Origin of the sequence: Solimonas sp. K1W22B-7 (assembly GCF_003428335.1) — a bacterium.
GTDB lineage: Bacteria > Pseudomonadota > Gammaproteobacteria > Nevskiales > Nevskiaceae > Solimonas_A.
On sequence record NZ_CP031704.1, the window covers coordinates 3,643,066 to 3,659,825 of the forward strand.

General features: G+C 68.3%; 15 protein-coding genes. 7 read left to right on the plus strand and 8 right to left on the minus strand.

All coding sequences use genetic code 11. From position 1 onward, the window contains the following. Positions 1-77: 77 nt before the first annotated feature. On the minus strand, positions 78-1,109 hold the full coding sequence (locus D0B54_RS16330) for an aldo/keto reductase (protein WP_117292334.1): 1,032 nt from the start codon (positions 1,107-1,109) through the stop codon (positions 78-80). A gap of 92 nt (positions 1,110-1,201) precedes the next feature. Between D0B54_RS16330 and D0B54_RS16335 the strand changes: the two genes are divergently transcribed. The 4 genes from D0B54_RS16335 to D0B54_RS16350 all read left to right on the plus strand — a co-directional run bounded on the left by D0B54_RS16335 (position 1,202) and on the right by D0B54_RS16350 (position 4,869). Then, positions 1,202-2,095, plus strand: a complete 894-nt coding sequence (locus D0B54_RS16335) for a dienelactone hydrolase family protein (RefSeq protein ID WP_117292335.1) — start codon at positions 1,202-1,204, stop codon at positions 2,093-2,095. After that, positions 2,092-3,054, plus strand: coding sequence for a DMT family transporter (locus D0B54_RS16340; RefSeq protein ID WP_117292336.1), 963 nt, complete (start codon positions 2,092-2,094; stop codon positions 3,052-3,054). The genes D0B54_RS16335 and D0B54_RS16340 overlap by 4 nt, the downstream gene beginning before the upstream one ends. Before the next feature lie 145 nt (positions 3,055-3,199). Then, positions 3,200-4,126 carry an oxidoreductase gene (locus D0B54_RS16345; protein WP_117292337.1) on the plus strand — a complete coding sequence of 309 codons (927 nt, stop codon included), beginning with the start codon at positions 3,200-3,202 and terminating at the stop codon, positions 4,124-4,126. Positions 4,127-4,200: 74 nt separating this feature from the next. After that, complete coding sequence (locus tag D0B54_RS16350) at positions 4,201-4,869, plus strand: lysozyme inhibitor LprI family protein (RefSeq protein ID WP_117292338.1); 669 nt, start codon at positions 4,201-4,203, stop codon at positions 4,867-4,869. Between the two features lie 18 nt (positions 4,870-4,887). On the opposite strand, the gene D0B54_RS16355 is transcribed toward D0B54_RS16350, so the two are convergent. After that, complete coding sequence (locus D0B54_RS16355) at positions 4,888-6,210, minus strand: GGDEF domain-containing protein (protein WP_117292339.1); 1,323 nt, start codon at positions 6,208-6,210, stop codon at positions 4,888-4,890. Between the two features lie 270 nt (positions 6,211-6,480). Between D0B54_RS16355 and D0B54_RS16360 the strand changes: the two genes are divergently transcribed. Beyond that, positions 6,481-7,380 carry an RluA family pseudouridine synthase gene (locus D0B54_RS16360; RefSeq protein ID WP_205527150.1) on the plus strand — a complete coding sequence of 300 codons (900 nt, stop codon included), beginning with the start codon at positions 6,481-6,483 and terminating at the stop codon, positions 7,378-7,380. Positions 7,381-7,390: 10 nt separating this feature from the next. Here D0B54_RS16360 and D0B54_RS16365 read toward each other — a convergent pair whose 3' ends face one another. Beyond that, positions 7,391-8,131, minus strand: coding sequence for a cyclic nucleotide-binding domain-containing protein (locus D0B54_RS16365; RefSeq protein WP_117292340.1), 741 nt, complete (start codon positions 8,129-8,131; stop codon positions 7,391-7,393). Between the two features lie 178 nt (positions 8,132-8,309). On the opposite strand from D0B54_RS16365, the gene D0B54_RS16370 reads away from it, so the two are divergent. After that, complete coding sequence (locus tag D0B54_RS16370) at positions 8,310-9,014, plus strand: transglutaminase-like domain-containing protein (RefSeq protein WP_117292341.1); 705 nt, start codon at positions 8,310-8,312, stop codon at positions 9,012-9,014. A 16-nt stretch (positions 9,015-9,030) separates the two neighbouring features. Here D0B54_RS16370 and D0B54_RS16375 read toward each other — a convergent pair whose 3' ends face one another. Further along, a complete protein-coding gene (locus D0B54_RS16375; RefSeq protein WP_162932482.1) occupies positions 9,031-9,345 on the minus strand; it encodes a hypothetical protein in 315 nt (104 codons plus the stop codon). Positions 9,346-9,649: 304 nt separating this feature from the next. On the opposite strand from D0B54_RS16375, the gene D0B54_RS16380 reads away from it, so the two are divergent. Beyond that, a complete protein-coding gene (locus tag D0B54_RS16380; RefSeq protein ID WP_117292343.1) occupies positions 9,650-12,229 on the plus strand; it encodes a DUF1631 family protein in 2,580 nt (859 codons plus the stop codon). Positions 12,230-13,001: 772 nt separating this feature from the next. Here the strand turns inward: D0B54_RS16380 and D0B54_RS16385 are convergent. The 4 genes from D0B54_RS16385 to D0B54_RS16400 are packed head-to-tail and all read right to left on the minus strand — an operon-like array spanning position 13,002 to position 16,739. Further along, the gene (locus tag D0B54_RS16385) at positions 13,002-13,421 is read right to left on the minus strand and encodes an SRPBCC family protein (RefSeq protein WP_117292344.1); all 420 of its coding nucleotides are present in this window, start codon (positions 13,419-13,421) and stop codon (positions 13,002-13,004) included. A 60-nt stretch (positions 13,422-13,481) separates the two neighbouring features. Next, on the minus strand, positions 13,482-14,321 hold the full coding sequence (locus D0B54_RS16390) for a class I SAM-dependent methyltransferase (RefSeq protein WP_117292345.1): 840 nt from the start codon (positions 14,319-14,321) through the stop codon (positions 13,482-13,484). Between the two features lie 29 nt (positions 14,322-14,350). Then, positions 14,351-15,196 carry a metal-dependent hydrolase gene (locus D0B54_RS16395; RefSeq protein ID WP_117292346.1) on the minus strand — a complete coding sequence of 282 codons (846 nt, stop codon included), beginning with the start codon at positions 15,194-15,196 and terminating at the stop codon, positions 14,351-14,353. Between the two features lie 37 nt (positions 15,197-15,233). Continuing rightward, positions 15,234-16,739: a flavin-containing monooxygenase gene (locus D0B54_RS16400; protein WP_205527152.1), complete on the minus strand. Its 1,506-nt coding sequence runs from the start codon at positions 16,737-16,739 to the stop codon at positions 15,234-15,236. Positions 16,740-16,760 lie beyond the last annotated feature (21 nt).

Below are 16,760 nucleotides of genomic sequence, written 5' to 3' on the forward strand. Positions count from 1 at the left end.
ACCCCAGATGTTCGGGCCAGCTTATAGCCCCCGCCTCCCTGCCCCGCCATTGGCGCCGGAGACAGTCCGAAATCCGGCTACCAGGATGTCGGCTGCGGAATCCGATCCTCGAAGCCCGCCTGGTGCCAGTAGGGATAGACCGGCGGCCGGCGGCTCGCCGCATCCAGTTTCGCCAGCTGCTCCGCCGTCAGCTTCCAGTCCAGCGCACCGAGGTTGTGCTTCAGCTGCTCCTCGTTCCGCGCGCCGACCACGATGTTGCAGACCGTGGGTCGCTGCAGCAGCCAGTTCAGCGCGATCTGCGGCACGCTCCTGCCGGTTTCACGCGCCACCTCGTCGATCGCGTCGATCACCTGGTACAGATACTCTTCATCCACCAGCGGCCCACCCTCGGCGCCGCCCTGGGCGATGCGGCCCGCGGTCGCGGCCTGGCCGCGGCGGATCTTGCCGGTGAGCCGGCCCCAGCCCAGCGGGCTCCAGACCATGGTGCCCAGGCCCTGCTCCAGTGCCAGCGGCATCAGCTCCCACTCGTACTCACGGCCGATCAGCGAGTAGTAGCCCTGGTAGGCGACGTAGCGGCCCAGGCCATGGCGCTCGGAGGTGGCCAGCGCCTTCATCACGTGCCAGCCGGAGAAGTTGGAGCAGCCGATGTAGCGGATCTTGCCGGCGCGCACCAGGTCGTCCAGCGTGCCCAGCACTTCCTCGGCCGGCGTCAGCGCGTCGTAGATGTGCATGAAGTAGAGATCGATATGATCGGTGCCCAGGCGCTTGAGGCTGGCTTCGCAGGCACGAATGAGGTGATGGCGCGAGGCGCCGCGGTCATTGGGGCCAGGGCCGGTGGGAATCGAGGCCTTGGAGGAGATCAGCAAGTCGTTGCGCCGGCCGCGGATCGCCTGGCCGAGGATTTCTTCCGAAGCGCCACTCGAATAGATGTCGGCGGTGTCGAAGAAGTTGAGGCCCGATTCGAGGCTCACATCCACCAGCCGCGTCGCTTCCTTCACGTCGGTCGTGCCCCACTTGGCGAACATCTCGCCTTTGCCGCCGAAGGTGCCGGTGCCGAGGCTGAGTACGGGAACCTTGAGGCCGGAACGGCCGAGCTGCCTGTATTCCATGTTGACTCCTGAGGGGCTTTTTTCCGTCTGTGACTTTACCGCGTCGCGCCGGCCGGCATATGTTCGCGCACCCCCACGGATGAGGAGTGCACATGGACCTGGATGAATACGGACTCAAGCCCCTGGACTTCAGCGGCGCGCGTCCCGCGGTCGAGAAATCCGGCTTCACCCGCCGCGGCTTCCTGGTCTCGACGCTGGCCAGCGGCTTCGCGCTCGCCTCCAGCCCGGTGCTGGCGCAGGCGATCAGGACCGACAGCAAGGGCCTGCTGGCCGGCGCCATCAGCATCGACGTGCCGGACGGCAAGATGCCGGCCTACCGCGCGCGCCCGGCCAGGCGCGGCCACTACCCGGTGGTGCTGGTGATCCAGGAAATCTTTGGCGTGCACGAGCACATCCAGGACGTCTGCCGCCGGCTGGCCAAGCTCGGCTACTGCGCGATCGCGCCGGAGCTGTTCGCGCGCCAGGGCGACGTGTCGAAGATGAGCGACATCGGCCAGATCCTGCAGCAGGTGGTGGCCAAGGTGCCGGACGCCCAGGTCATGAGCGACCTGGATGCGACCGTGGCCCATGCCGGCAAGTCCGAAGGCGCCGATACCGCGCGCGTCGGCATCGTCGGCTTCTGCTGGGGCGGCCGCACCACCTGGCTGTATGCCGCGCACAACCCGAAGGTGAAGGCCGGCGTGGCCTACTACGGCCTGCTCAGCGGCATGAAGTCTGAGATCAAGCCGCAGGACCCGATCGACATCGGCGCCACGCTCAAGGTGCCGGTGCTGGGCCTGTACGCGGCCGGCGATGCCTATATCCCGCTGGACGTGGTCAACCAGATGCAGAAGGAGACGGTGAAATCCGGCAGCGGCTCGGAGATCGTCGTCTTCCCCGGCGTGGATCACGGCTTCAATGCCGACTACCGCCCGACCTACGACGCCACCGCCGCCACCTACGGCTGGAAGCTGGCGCGCGACTGGTTCAAGGAGCATGGCGTCTGAGTACTGCCGGGGGTGACGAGCTGCGGCAGCGCCGCGCCTGGCTGACGGGCCTGGCGCTGGCCGTGGCCGGCGCGGTGTTCTTCTCGGCCAAGGCCGTGATCGCCAAGCTGCTGTACCGCGAAGGCATCGACGCGGTGACGCTGATCGCGCTGCGCATGCTGCTGTCGCTGCCGGTGTTCCTGCTGGTGGCGGCCTGGACCTGGCGGCGCGAACCGCGGCTGGACGCGCGCGACCTGGCGCGCATCGGCCTGCTGGGCCTGCTCGGCTACTACCTGTCGAGCATGCTCGACTTCCTCGGCCTGCAGTACGTCAGCGCCGGCCTGGAGCGGCTGATCCTGTTCCTGACGCCGAGCTTCGTGCTGCTGCTGGGCCTGCTGGTGCTGGACCGCAAGGTCACGCGGCGACAGTGGCTGTCGCTGGCCTTCGCCTACGCCGGCATCGTGCTGGTGTTCTGGCACGACGTCAGCCTGGGCGGCCGCAACGTCGTGCTGGGTGGCGCGCTGGTGGCCGGCGCGGCGATCTCCTATGCGATCTACCTGCTGCTGTCGGGCGAGCTGATTGCCCGCGTCGGCGCGCTGCGCCTGGTGGCGCTGGCGATGACCGTGTCCACCGTGGCCTGCCTGCTGCAGTACGCCCTGCTACGCCCCTTCCCGGGTCTGTTCGAACAGGCCCTGCCGGTGTGGCGGCTGTCCCTGCTCAACGCCAGTCTCTGCACCGTGCTGCCGGTGTTCCTGACCATGGCCAGCGTCGGCCGTGTCGGTGCCGGGGTCTCGGCCCAGGCCGGCATGATCGGCCCGGTCTCCACCCTGTTCCTGGCCTGGTGGCTGCTGGGCGAGCCGATCACAGCCCTGCAGTTGGCCGGCACCGGGCTGGTGCTGGCCGGCATGCTGCTGCTGTCCCTTAAAGCTGACCATCGCCAGACAGGCAGTCCGCAAATGAACGCGAATGGACGCAAATGATTGCTTCCAGGCATTTGTATTTGCGTTGATTTGCGTTCATTCGCGGACAGAAGAGCTTTTCGGCGACCTACGCCGACCGGACGAATGCTGCACCGCAATAAAACAGCAGACTAACGACTCCTGGTTCAGCGGATCGGTTGCTCAAATGGCGAAGTGGACAGCGAAGGACATCCCGGCCCTGGCCGGAAAGCGCGCAGTGGTCACCGGCGCCAACAGCGGCCTGGGCCTGGAGACCGCGGCCGAACTGGCCCGCGCCGGCGCCGACGTGGTGATGGCCTGCCGCGACCCGGGCCGCGCCAGCGCGGCGGTGGCCGAGGTGCAGCGCCGCGCTCCCGACAGCCGCGTCGAGGCCATGGCCCTGGACCTGGCCGACCTGTCCTCGGTGCGCGCCTTCGCGGAAGGCTACATGGCCAAGCACGCCAGGCTCGACATGCTCTGCAACAACGCCGGCGTGATGCACCTGCCCTACCAGAAGACCCGCGACGGCTTCGAGATGCAGGTCGGCACCAACCACCTGGGCCACTTCGTGCTGACCGGCCTGCTGCTGGACACGCTCAAGGCGACGCCGAAGGCGCGCATCGTCACCGTGGCCAGCATCGCCCACCGCGCCACCAAGGGCATCGACCTGGACGATCTCAACTGGGAGCGCCGCCCCTACAGCCCGGCCGACTCCTACGGCAAGAGCAAGCTGGCCAACCTGATGTTCCATTTCGAGCTGCAGCGCCGCCTGGAGAAGGCCGGCAGCGACGTGCTGGCGGTGGCCGCCCATCCCGGCTACTCGGCCACCAACATCGGCTTCGGACTCAAGGACAAGACGCCGCTGTGGAAGCGCTGGGCGATGAACATCGGCAACGCGCTGTTCGCACAGCCGGCTTCCAAGGGCGCCCTGCCGACGCTGTACGCGGCGACGATGCCGGACATCGTCGGCGGCGACTACATCGGCCCCGACGGCTTCATCGAGTTCATGGGCCACCCGACGCGCGTCGGCAGCCGCCCCGAGGCACGCGACCCGCAGCTCGGCCAGCGCCTGTGGCAGCTGTCGGAGCAGCTCACGGGGCTGAGCTACCTGTAAGCGTGACGCAGTCGGCTTGTGCAAAGCCGGCTGTCGCGCTCCAATCGGCGGGCCACACCTGGACAGGAGTCCTCATGCGCCGCGCCCTCGCCCTGCTGCTGCTCGCCCTGCCCCTGGGCGCCGGTGCCGCCAGCTTCGACTGTGCCAAGGCCAGCCATCCGGTCGAAAAGATGGTCTGCTCCAGTCCCACGCTGTCGAAGCTCGACGAGGACCTGGCCCAGGCCTTCAAGCAGCGCCTCGCGGTGGTGCTCGACAGGAACGCGCTGCGCGGCCAACAGAAGGACTGGAACGCCGTGCTGCGCACGCGCTGTGCCAAGGGCTGCCCCGCCAGCGACATCGAGACCCAGTACCGCGAGCAGGTCGCCGCGCTCAAGGGCGAGTGGGAAGAGATGTGGAGCGCGAACTACAAGAGCAACTATGAGGGCCAGATGGACCTCACCGCCCGCGATTCCGGCGGCTTCAGCTTCCGCCTCGTGCGCATTCATATCGACGAGCCCGATACCGCGCTCTGCAGGATTCCCGCCGCCGAGGCGCCGGCCGCGCTGGCGCGAATGCGCGACGACCGGCACGCGCAGTGGAGCGAGGCCGGCTGCAAGCTGGATTTCACCCTGGAGCGCGATGCGCGCAGCAGCGTGATCTCGATCCGGATCGACAGCCGCGGCTGCGAGAAATACTGCAAGGCCGGGCAACTGCCGGACGACCGCTATCTCCCGGAAAACAACTGGGTGGCCGGCAACCAGTAGGGCCGGCAGAGCGCCGGGTCAGCTGCCGTAGTTGCTGCCGTACTGGCCGCCGCCGCGCGCCGCCTTGGCGGCGATGTCTTCCACGACCAGGCCGTCGCGGCCCGCATGCTTGGCCTTGTACAGGCAGTGGTCTGCCGCATGGTAGGCGTCGGACAGCGGCAGCGCGGGTCCCACGGCGACGCCGCCGGCGCTGACCGTGACCACCGCGGCGCGGTTGGCGCGGTGCTCGATGCCGAGGTTGCGGATCGCCTCCAGCAGTTCGGTCAGGCGCGCGCGGCCGTCGTCGAGATCGCAGTCGTAGAGCAGCAGCGCGAACTCGTCGCCGCCCAGGCGCGCGGCCATGTCCATGGAACGGCGCGCGTACTGCGCCAGCACCAGTCCCAGCTCGGCCAGCACGCCGTCGCCGTACTCGTGACCGTAGAGATCGTTGATCTTCTTGAAATGGTCCATGTCCAGCAGCGCGAAGAACAGGCCGCGCTGCTCGCCGCGCGAGACCGCGCGCCGGGCCACTTCGTAGCGGTCTTCCAGGGCGCGGCGGTTGGCCAGGCCGGTGAGCGGATCGCGGAAGGCCATCATCGACAGCAGCTTGCCCGCCGCCCACTGCCGCCGCGAGGACAGGCGCGTGCCCACGGCGGTCAGCAGCGCCGTGCCCAGCAGCAGGATCTCCAGGATCCACTCCTGCACGCCGCGCCCCGGCGAACCCGGCAGGACCAGCCAGGCGGCAAACAGCATGGCGACGTAGCCCGCGATGAAGGCGATGCAGCGGTTCAGCGGCAGGCGCGCCAGTGTCACCACCGCCACCGGGATGGTGACCAGCAGGTAGGGCTCCACCGTGTGTCCCAGTTCATGCCCGCGATAGCGGATCAGCTCGACGCAGGCGACGATCAGCAGGAAGCCGCCCATCAGCATCAACTCCGCCAGCGAGGACTCCACCTTGCGGAACTGGGTCAGGGTCACGGCGATGAACAGCGGCGTGATTACCGCCAGTTCGATCCACAGCAGCAGGGGGATCAGTTCGGCCGGAGAGCCGGCAACCAGCGTCTGCCAGAACGGCGCGCTGCCGAAGCTGAGTACCGGGATCATGCCGAGGCAGACGCGGGTGATGCGCGCGGAACGCCGCTCATGGGCCTCGAACTCCTGCTCCAGGCGCAGCGGAATGCGGGCACCGCGACGGGTTTCGGAAGCGACATCGCGCAGCGCGCGGATTTCCTCGGAGGTGAGCACCTGCTCGGGCTGCTCCGCTTCCTCGACGGGCGGGGTCGGCCTGACCTCCTGCTGGGGCAGGCTGTCTTCGACCACGACATCCGCACTTTCGGCCGAGCCGCTGAAGGCCCCGTTCACGTCGACGCGCCCCGCATCTGCGCCCCCCAACCCCTCATGTCAATACCGCTGTTTTCCCCATGGTAGGGCCTGCGATTCACCCTTGAAAAGCGATACAAGCGCCCATTTGGGGGGTGGGGCCTTGTCAAAAAGTGACATATCCGGCCCATTTCGCAATGATTTCAGGGAAATGCGGCAAAATTCACAGGCTTTCATTCACGCCGTATATTCGTCTGCCGGTCGCTCCGGGCAGCCGAACGGCTGTTTTTTGACCGTCGATCCCGAAAGGCCATGACCATTTCCCCCTCCCTGCCGATGCGCGACGGCGTCGGCGCCAGCGCGATCCAGCTGCCGGAAGGCCGCTGGGACAGCGTGCTGGACTTCCTGCTGGCGCAATTCCCCGGGATCGACGCCACCACCTGGCGCTCGCGCCTGGCGCGCGGCCTGGTGACGGATGCGCAGGGGCAGGCGCTGGCGCCGGACAGCCCCTGCCAGGCCGGCGACCGCCTGCACTACTACCGCGAGCTGGCGGCGGAAACACCGGTGCCCTTCGAGGCCGAAATCCTGCACCGCGACGAGCAGCTGCTGGTGGTGGACAAGCCGCACTTCCTGCCTGTGGTCCCGGCCGGCCGTCACCTGCAGGAGACCCTGCTGGTGCGCCTGCGCCGGCAACTGGGCATCGATACGCTGGCACCGCTGCATCGCATCGACCGCGGCACCGCCGGCCTGGTCCTGTTCTCGCTGGACGAGGCCAGCCGCGGCGCCTACCAGGCGCTGTTCGCGCGGCGCGAGGTGGAGAAGACCTACGAGGCGCTGGCGCCGTCGTTGCAGGGACAGGCTTTTCCGCTGCTGCATCGCAGCCGCCTGGAAGCGGGCGAACCGTTCTTCCTCATGCGCGAGGCGCCCGGCACGCCCAACAGCGAAACCCGCATCGAGATCGCGCAACGGCGCGGCGCGCGGAACCTCTACCGCCTGAGCCCGGTCACCGGCCGCAAGCACCAGCTGCGGGTCCACATGGCCGCCCTGGGCGCAGCGATCGTCAACGACGACTTCTACCCGGAGCTGCGGCCGCAGGCGGAAGATGACTTCAGCCACCCCTTGCAGCTGCTGGCCCGGAGCCTGGCCTTCCGCGATCCCCTGGATGGCCGGCCCAGGCGATTCGACAGCCGCCGGCAGCTCCTGGCGTCCTGACCGACCGCCACTACGCCGGCTGACGCGCCTGCAGCGCCAGCTTCTCGACGACGTCATGCGCCAGGATCTGGTGCAGCGACTGGCGCAGCTGCGGCTCGCGCCGGAGCAGCGCTGCCAGCCCGGCGGCGGGCCAGCTCACCACGCAGCAAGCGCCGGCGGTACTGACGGTGGCGGTCGCCGCGGCATCGGTGAGATAGCCCATTTCGCCCACGAACGAACCCTGGCCGATGCGGGCAACGTTGCGCGAGTCCACGGCGACCAGGGCGAAGCCGCTGTAGAGATAGATCAGCGGGCGCGAGGAATCGTCGCCCTGGCGGATCAGCACCTCCCCGGCCGTCACGTCGCGCCACTGCGCCAGGGCCATGAGCTTGCGATAGCCCGCCGGAGCGAGCGTGGCGAACACCGTGCTGCGCAGGCGCTCTTCGCGCTCGTCCAGGCTGCCTTTGCGGCGGTCGTGCAGCAGCCAGGCAATGTGGCAGAGGTTGATGGTGATGAAGATGATGTTCCACCAGACCACCACCCAGGCCGGCTGGTCGTAGGTGAGCAGGTTGAAGGCGATCATGATGCAGGCGGCAGTCACCGCGATGCCACGCAGGTACAGCACGTCGCGGATCAGGTAGGACAGCGCCAGCAGCAGGAAGCCAATGTGCGCGACGTAAGCGTATTCCGGATTCACGGGTGCCGTGCCGCCGGGCGCATCGAGGCCTCCATCACCGGCACCGGGGGCCTGGGCAGACGCGGAGAATCCCATTCGTCAACATGACCCTCCCCCTTCTCTACAGTCACGATGAAACCACATGTTGTTGTTCTGGTGAACCCACCGTAACACGGCATTCGGGTCGCTATTGTGTAGCCGCTGCGCACTCCCCGGCGGGCGATTCCCCGGATGGCCGGTTCAGACGATTCGAAAACCGGCGGCAACTCCTAGAATGACCCGGCCCTCTTCCCTGGAGCCCGCCGTGGATTCCGCCGTTTCCGAGTTCCTGCAGCCCGCGCTGATCGTCGATTCCGACCACCCTGCGGTGCGGGCCCATGCCCGCGAGCACGCCGGGCCCTCCGCCGAGCCGCGCGAGCAGGCGGTGGCGCTGTACTACGCCGTGCGCGACGGCTTCCGTTACGACCCCTATGCCATCGACCTGGGCCCGGACGGACTCAAGGCCAGCAGCGTACTGCGCCTGGGGCATGGCTGGTGCGTGACCAAGGCGGCGCTGCTGGCCGCCGGCTGCCGCGCGCTGGGCATCCCCGCCAAGGTGGGCTTTGCCGACGTGCGCAACCACCTGTCGACCGAGCGCATGCGCAAGACCATGCAGACCGACGTGTTCTTCTGGCACGGCTACACGGCGATCTGGCTCGACGGCCAATGGGTCAAGGCGACCCCGGCCTTCAACATCGGGCTGTGCGAGCGCTTCGGCCTCAAGCCGCTGGAGTTCGACGGCCGCGGGGATTCGATCTACCACCCCTACGACCTGTCCGGGAACCGCCACATGGAATACCTCGCCTTTCGCGGCGAATTCCTCGACGTGCCCTACCGGGAGATGCACGCCGACTTCGAGCGGCTCTACCCGCAGCTGCCGCGGCTGGACAAGGCCAGCTTCGAGGCCGACGTCGCGGCCGAGACCGCGCGCCCGGCCTGACCTGGGCGCAGGCCGCTCAACCCCGGCGCTGGCGCCAGGCGATCAGGCCGGTCGTCGCCACCAGGGCCAGCATGCCCGGCAGCATCACCAGGCTGGCGGGGTGCAGCGGCGCCAGGGCGCCGCCCATCTTGCCGAAGTGGAACAGGATCAAGGCCATGCCCAGCCCGATGCAGCTCAGCTGGAAGCCGGTATCCACCTGCATCGGCGCCCTCAGGGGCACGGCTTCGATGTCGTGGCTGTAGCCGGCGGGCGGCTCGTCGTGCGTCGGTTCGTTGGCCACGGCATAGGCCAAGGCCGCGGCGGTCATGCTGCCCCGGGACGGTGCGCTCATGGTGATTCCCCTGTGTCTGGCGGGGTTCACGCAAACCACGTGCCAGACGGGCGCGCCGCGAATGCCGGTTCATGCTGGTTTTGTAAGCCGAATGCTCTACCGGCGGCACGACCACTTGCGGTTTAATGGGCCGGGGTGAGAGACGCACGTCACGTAACGTGCGACAACGGGGCGGAGCGGGATCGATCTGGCGGTTTGCGCCGGGCGAGAGGATCATGGAATTCATCGAAGCATCCTTGAACTGCGCAGCCCCCGCCGGCAGTCCCCCTCTTTTTTCCTGCAGTCCAGAGCCAGGCCGCATCGCATGAGCGAGCGCAAATCCCCCTCCGCGGTCCCTGCCGCGGCTACGGCGGCGGATGCCCAGGCCGTGCTCGGCGAGTTGCGCGATTCGCTGCTGGCCGAAATGGACCGCCGCCTGCAGTCGATGATGCAGTCGGCCGATGCCGCCCTGTTCGAGCTGGCCCGCGGCAGCCCGCCGGCGCAGCTGCCGGGTTTCCTCAATGCACGCCACCTGCTGCGCAACGAAGAAGCGCGCACCACGCTGGCCCGCGAATTCCGCGAGGCCATCGTGCAGCGCCTGCAGGTCTCCGGCAGCACTGGCTCCGCGGCCAGCGAACTGGCCCTGCGCCGCAATGACGAGGTCGAAGACAACATCCAGCTGGCCGACATGGCGACACGCGCCGGCGCCAGTTGCGAGGCGCAGCTGCACGAACTCGCCGGCCGCTTCGAAACCCTGCGCAGGCTCGCCCCGGGTTTCCCGGCGGTGGCCGGCCTGTCGCCGCAGGGCCTCTGCGAGGCCTTCGCCGCCGCGATCAGCGCCCTGCCCGAGGGCGCTGCCGCCCGGCTCGCGCTCAACCGCCTGTTCGAGTCCTCGGCGCTGGCCAAGCTGCGACCGGTGTATGCCGAGGCCGTGGCCGCCTGCGAGCGTCGCGGGGTCCGTGCTTCGCCGGTGACGCCGCAGCACCAGGGCCGGCAGGGGGTAGGCAACGCCACTGCCAGCCTGCTGCAGAAGGTGCAGGACGGACAGGTCCCGGGCCCGCAGGACGAACCGGGCGCCGAGCCCTCGAATTTCCTGCCGGATTTCGCGGCCGGCTTCTCCGACTCCGACCTGGCCCGCCTGCTGCTGCAGGCCGTGCAGGGTGTCGCGGCAGGCGCCGAGGCGGTGAAGCAGCAGATGCTGCGGCAGCGCGCCGGCCTGGTCGGGCGCATGCTCGACGACATCCTCGCCGACCCGCAGATTCCGCAGCGCCTGCACCCGCTGATCGAAGCCTTCCGCTTCCCGGCGATCAAGGCCGCGCTGGCCGACGCCAGCTTCTTCACCGACCGCCAGCACCCGGTGCGCGGGCTGATCAACGACATGGCCGACATGGCCGGCGACACGCGCATCGGCGGCATGGATGCGCTGCAGCGTTTCGACGGCTGGGCACGGCGCGTGCTGCGGCAGGCCAACCTCGCCGCCCACGAGGTCCATGAACGCCTCGCCGGTGCCCGGCCGCTGGCCGAGAACGACGTGCAGGCCTTCCTGGCCGAGCAGGGTCGCCAGCAGCAGGAGCGCCACAAGAGCCTGCTGCGCAGGGTGCGCGAGGTGGTGGACCAGGAACTCGAGCTCTGCACGGCCACCTGTGACTTGCCGGAGCCGGTGTGGCCGCTGCTGCGCAGTGGCTGGGGCCCGATGATGGCCAGCCACCTGCTGCGCCAGGGGCCCGAGAGCCAGCTCTACCGCTCCGGCATGGAACTGCTGCACCGCGTGCTCTACGCCCTCAACCCGGAGTCGCCCAACGCGCGCACGCCGGCCGAGCGCGCGGCGCTGCGCGTGGACCTGTTCAAGGCGCTGACCGCGGTCGGCATGCCCAAGGAGCGCGCCCACGAACTGCTCAGGGGCCTGGACAAGGCACTGAACAGTTTCAGCACGCAGGATCCTCCAGGCACCGGCGCGGCGACCGCCGCCCCTGCTGTCTCCGTTGTCTCCGCTGCCGCCGTTCATCCCGATGTCCCCGAGTGGGAGAGGATGTCGGCGACCATGGAGATCACGCTGACGCAGGGACTGCGTCGCCAGCGCGAGCCGGAGCCGCCGCTCGCACGAACCTCCCGGATCTCGGTCACGGAAGCGGAGCTGCCTGACGAGCCCGAACTCGAACTCGAAAACCTGGCGCACACCACGGAAATCGCCCGCGAGATGCAGGAGCACGCCGCGGCCAGCACGGCATCCGCCCCGGCCGTCGCGTCGACACCTGCGGAAACGGCGGAGGCCCGCGAGCCGTCCCTGGCCGAAGCCGATGAAACGCCGGCAGAGGCGAACGCCGCCGAAACAGCGGAGCCGGTGACGCAGGAAGAACCCGCCGAAGCCGCCGCCCTGGCAACCGCGATCGCCGATGCCATCATCGAAAGCGTCGCGGAGAGCACCGAGGTGTCGCCGGAGGAAGCCGCCGAAGCCGCCGAGATCGCCGCCGTCTTCGCCGAGCCGGTGGCCGCCGAGACCGCGGCGGAATCCGGCGAGGCAGAATCTCCTTCCGCCACCATCGTCTGCCTGCCCCTGGAAATGCCGACGCCGCAGCGCTTCCTCGAGCAGCTGCTGCGCATCGGCGCCTGGTTCCGCGTCTACGACCGCCGCAGCGAAGGCACCCGCTGGCTCAAGCTCAACTCCTGGTTCCCGCAGGCCAAGCGCGCCTCCTTCACCGAGTTCGACGGCCACAACGCCCTCACCGTCTCGGCCGTCGACCTGCTGGAAGACCTGATGGAAGGCCGCTCCGAACCCATCGACATCGCGCCGCAGGCCGTGATGGTGCTGCAGGCGCTGCGCCAGCAGTACGTCGAGAACAAGGCCAATGCCGAGAACGGCGGAGAGGCTTCAGGCGAAGCAGCGCCGTCTTCGCTGGTGGCTTGAGAGCAGCCTGCTGATCGTCGCGGTCAGGCGCAGGGTGCGCATCGCGCACCATTCAAGTTGGCCGGGCCTGCTCCGCGTGCGCAATGCGCACCCTACAGATCATGAGTTGCGCCCCCTCTCCAGCCCTTCGGGCACCCTCTCCCGCAAGGGGAGAGGGAAAGCACTTCTTGTGTCTTCCAATGGCTTGGTGAGCGCAGCGAATGCTTTTGATGTTCCGGGTTCCCTCGTAGCGGCGCCCGCACAGGGGTCGGGCGCAGGGGGCGAGCCGGACAGGATGTCCGGCCGAGGACACGCAGGCCATGGATGGCCTGTGTGTCCGACCCCTCAGCGACCGACCACTGGGCGGGGAACCCCGCGTGAGCGGGGCGCCGATACAAGGGTACGTTTTCTCTTGGTTACTTCTCTTTGACGTATATCAAAGAGAAGTAACTCGCCCTTGGGCGAAATAGACCTCCAGAGAGCCACCGCGCCTGACCGGCGTAGTCGCCGGCATCACCGACGAACTTCAGTGAGTTCCAAGTAGCACCACCCTCACCTCGGCAACCGCTCCATGCGTTGCCCTACCTCGGGCATCCATGCCCTCGCCAGCCCTCTCCCGCCGGCGGGAGAGGGAGACAAGAAGTGCGTCCCTCGATACACCGCTACGCGGCACTCGGGATGAACGGTTCGGTTGGGGCGCAACAAAAAGCCCGGCCTCGCTACGCGAAACCGGGCTACTTGGTGAGGATCGGCATCCCACCTCCCCCGTAAACAGGAGAGTGACAAGCGCGTATCAACTGATGCGACGCAGGCCCAGCTTGATCGCGGTGCCCAGCACCAGCCGCACCACGGTGCCCGCCACCGGGACGGAGGAGTCGAAGTCGATGGCCCACTGCACGCGCGAACCCTCGGCGGTCTTGCTGAAGGTCAGCTCGCCGCTGTGGTTCCGGATCGGTGCGCCGCCCTTGCTGATGCGGTAGCGGATCAGGCGGTTGGGCGTCGCCGCGGTGACGGTTTCCTCGATGCCCAGCGGGCCCATGCCGATCAGGCGCACCGAACCGACGCCGTTGACGTCGTCGCCCTGGGCGTCGCGGATGCGCTTGACCGGCACGCCGAGCACGCGGCTCAGGCGGTTGTGGTCCGACAGGACGGCGTAGACGTCTTCGACGGGAAGGCTGAAATCGCGGGTCACGCGAACCTGGTGCTGTGCCATGGGATGCTCCTGGAGGGAAAAACGGATAAGCGGATTATGTACTGCCGTGGCGCCGGCCGTTCAGGGGCCGGTGCGGGCCTCGACCACCCGCACCAGCTCGGCGCCGGGCTGCGTTCGCCCGACCTGCGGCAACTGGCGCGGGTCGTGTATCCCGGCCGTGTCGAAGCCGGCGGCCCGCAGTTCCGCGATCGCCTCTTCGCTGTCGCTGAAATGCAGGTGCAGGCGGCCGCGCACGAAGGCCGAGAGCATGCGCGCAAAGGCACGCTGCGATTCGGTACGGTTTTCGCGTGCCAGGTGCAGGTCGGACAGGTACAGGCCCTGCGGAAAGCGCGACAGCACGGCAGCAAAGCGGCGCCACATGCCCCGCACCGACTCGCGGTCGAAGTAGTTCAGCAGGCCTTCGGTGATGATGGCGGTGCCCTGCGCCGGGTCGAGCCGGTCGGCCAGCGCGGACAGCGACATCGGGCCGCTGTCGGCCAGGGCATCCAGCGCCTGCACGCGATGCCCCGGCAGCAGCAGGCCGGCACGCTCCAGGCGCTGCAGCTTGCGTTCGGCCATGTGCGGCAGGTCGGCCTCGACATAGCGCAGGCGGCTGCCGTGGCGGCGCTTGAAGTCCCAGCCGCGCGGCGAGAAGCCGGCGGCCACCTCGATCACCTGCGTCACGCGGCCCTCGCTGATCGCCTGCTCCAGCAGGCCGTCCATCGCGCGGTGGCGCGCCAGCAGGAAGCCCTCCGCCGTGGGGCGGCCGCGGACCTGCGCCAGCTTCGACAGCGGCCGCAGGGCATTGAACAGCAGGCGGCCCTGCGGGGTCACCAGGGCTTCGTGGGACATGCCGTGGTGGAACCAGGCATAGCCGGTGTAGTGGGCGGTCGGGCTGATCGCCTCGGAGCTGCGGGCCATTTTGTCGTGGTGGTTCCGTAAGGGAGAAATCAGGCGGCCAGCGTCGGCCGGTCGAGCATCTGCGCCAGGCGCTGCAGCGCAGCCTCGCGCAGGGCGCGGGTATCGACTTCGTCGGGATGGAAATCGCGGCGGTAGTAGGCGAGATAGCGCGGGCGCAGGCTGCGCAGCCAGGGGCGGAAGTAGCCCAGCCCCCTGAGCACGCCGCGCGCACCGAGCTTCGCACCGGAGGCGCGATAGAGGCGTGCGAAGTGCAGCATGCTGAACAGCGAGAACTCCAGGGTGGTGATGGCCATCTGGCTGCGGCGGATCCACTGGCTGCCGACCTGGTCCTGGAACACGTCGAAGGCCACGGCCTTGTGCTCGCTTTCTTCCACGGCATGCCAGAGCCACAGCGCGAACACGCGCTCGTCCATGCCCTTGAGGAACTCCGGATGCTCCAGCAGCATCTCCGCCAGCATCGCGGTGAAATGCTCCAGCGCGCAGGTCATGGCCAGGCGCCGCTCGGGCGAGAGCATGCGGTCGCGAAAGCCCAGGCCGCGCTTCACGAAGGCTTCGACCTTGTCGGTGGGCAGGCCGCGGCCGAGCATGAAGGCATTGAGCGCGGTGTGCTCGTTGCCGTGGTGCGCCTCCTGGCCGATGAAGCCGCGGATCTGCTGGCGCAGCACCGGGTCCTGCACGCCGTCCTGCCAGGCGCGCACGGAACGGATGAAGAAGCGCTCGCCCTCCGGGAAGGTGCAGGACTGTGCCGCCATGATCAGCGTCTTGACCACGTCGCCGTCGAACCACCAGGTCGGGATCGTGTCGTCGAACTGGAAGTCCATGCGACGGACGATGATTTCGGCGGTCCCTTCCCTGCCCTGCTCCATCTTGCCCATATGTGCTCTCCTCACCTCGCCCGATTCTGCCCCTCGCTCAGGCGAAGTGATAGTCCTTGAGGGGAAAACGGCTGGCCTGGCGCAGGCCGGAGAGGGTCGAAGTGGGCCGCAACAGGGTCGCCTCGCCATGCTGATTGAAATAGTAGCTGCGCGAGCTGGCGCAGTTGCCGTTGACGAACACCGAACTCCCGACGCGCTGCTTCATGTCGGCCACGAAGGCATCGTTGGCCGATTCGGAGACCTCGAAGCTGTGCGCGCTCTTGCGCCGCAGCTCGCCGACCAGGCGGGCGATGTGCTTCATCTGGCCCTCGATGGTGGTGAAGAAGGACAGGCCGTTGTAGGCGTAGGGGCTGTTGAGGCAGAACAGGTTCGGGAAGCCCGGCACCGCGACACCTTCGTAGGCCTGGAAACTCGTGCCGCGCCACCAGGCGCCCAGGTCCTTGCCCTGGCGGCCGACGATTTTTATCGCCGGGAAGTTCTCTTCCCAGAGCGAGAAGCCGGTGGCCAGGATCAGGGTGTCGATCGGCCGGCGGCTGCCGTCGCGGCTGACGATGGCATCCGGCTCGATGCGCTCGATGCCCTCGGTCACCAGCTCGACGTTGGCGCGGTTGAAGGTCGGGTAATAGGTGTTGGAGAAGGTCGGGCGCTTGCAGCCGAAGCTGTAGTCCGGCGTCAGCTTGCGGCGCAGTTCCGGGTCCTTGATCTGGCGGGCGATGTGCGCCTTGCAGGCGCGTTCCATCGTGCGCGTCAGCATCGGCAGCTGCTTGTTGTAGAGCACGCCGGTGACCATGATCGCCTCGAGGATGCCGGAGCTGACCAGGCGCGCCGAGCGCTGCGCCGCCGGCAGCGCGGCGAACAGGCGCCGCAGCGCCATCGGGATCGGGCCGTCGACCTTCGGCGTCACCCAGATCGCGGTGCGCTGGTAGACGTCCAGCCGCGCCAGCTGCGGCGCGATCTTCGGCAGCAGCTGCACGGCGGTGGCGCCGGTGCCGATGACGGCGGCGCGCTTGCCCTCCAGCGGGTAGTCGTGGTCCCAGGCGGCGGTGTGGATGACCTTGCCCTTGAAACTTTCGATGCCCGGGATGTCCGGCTTCTTCGGCTGCGACAAAAAGCCGGTCGCGGTCAGCAGGAAGCGCGCGGTGATCGGCTCGCCACCCTGGACGTGCACGCTCCAGAGGCGGTTGGTCTCGTCCCAGACTGCCTGCTGCACCGCGGTGTTGAAGCGCATGTGGCGGCGCAGGTCGTACTTCTCCGCGACGTGCTCGGCGTATTTCTTCAGCTCCGCTCCGCGTGCGTAGAGACGCTCCCACCAGGGGTTCGGCTCGAAGGAATAGGAGTAGGTGAAGGAGGCAATGTCCACCGCCAGGCCCGGGTAGGTGTTGACGTGCCAGGTGCCGCCGAGATCGTCGTTGCGGTCCAGCATCAGCAGCGAGTCGATGCCCAGGCGCTTGAGCTCGATCGCCGCGCCCATGCCGCCGAAACCGGTGCCGATCACGATGGCCTCGTAGTCGGGTTGCCGTTCCATCCGTTCTGCCTTGCCCATGTCTGTCTTTCCTGTGAAGAG

Coding starts and splice junctions, on each gene's coding strand:
- D0B54_RS16385 (WP_117292344.1), bottom strand. CDS start 13,421: ATGGCACAGCACCAGGTTCGCGTGACCCGCGATTTCAGCCTTCCCGTC.
- D0B54_RS16350 (WP_117292338.1), top strand. CDS start 4,201: ATGCGCCGCGCCCTCGCCCTGCTGCTGCTCGCCCTGCCCCTGGGCGCC.
- D0B54_RS16390 (WP_117292345.1), bottom strand. CDS start 14,321: ATGGCCCGCAGCTCCGAGGCGATCAGCCCGACCGCCCACTACACCGGC.
- D0B54_RS16375 (WP_162932482.1), bottom strand. CDS start 9,345: ATGAGCGCACCGTCCCGGGGCAGCATGACCGCCGCGGCCTTGGCCTAT.
- D0B54_RS16400 (WP_205527152.1), bottom strand. CDS start 16,739: ATGGGCAAGGCAGAACGGATGGAACGGCAACCCGACTACGAGGCCATC.
- D0B54_RS16330 (WP_117292334.1), bottom strand. CDS start 1,109: ATGGAATACAGGCAGCTCGGCCGTTCCGGCCTCAAGGTTCCCGTACTC.
- D0B54_RS16360 (WP_205527150.1), top strand. CDS start 6,481: ATGACCATTTCCCCCTCCCTGCCGATGCGCGACGGCGTCGGCGCCAGC.
- D0B54_RS16335 (WP_117292335.1), top strand. CDS start 1,202: ATGGACCTGGATGAATACGGACTCAAGCCCCTGGACTTCAGCGGCGCG.
- D0B54_RS16380 (WP_117292343.1), top strand. CDS start 9,650: ATGAGCGAGCGCAAATCCCCCTCCGCGGTCCCTGCCGCGGCTACGGCG.
- D0B54_RS16345 (WP_117292337.1), top strand. CDS start 3,200: ATGGCGAAGTGGACAGCGAAGGACATCCCGGCCCTGGCCGGAAAGCGC.
- D0B54_RS16370 (WP_117292341.1), top strand. CDS start 8,310: ATGACCCGGCCCTCTTCCCTGGAGCCCGCCGTGGATTCCGCCGTTTCC.
- D0B54_RS16365 (WP_117292340.1), bottom strand. CDS start 8,131: ATGGGATTCTCCGCGTCTGCCCAGGCCCCCGGTGCCGGTGATGGAGGC.
- D0B54_RS16395 (WP_117292346.1), bottom strand. CDS start 15,196: ATGGGCAAGATGGAGCAGGGCAGGGAAGGGACCGCCGAAATCATCGTC.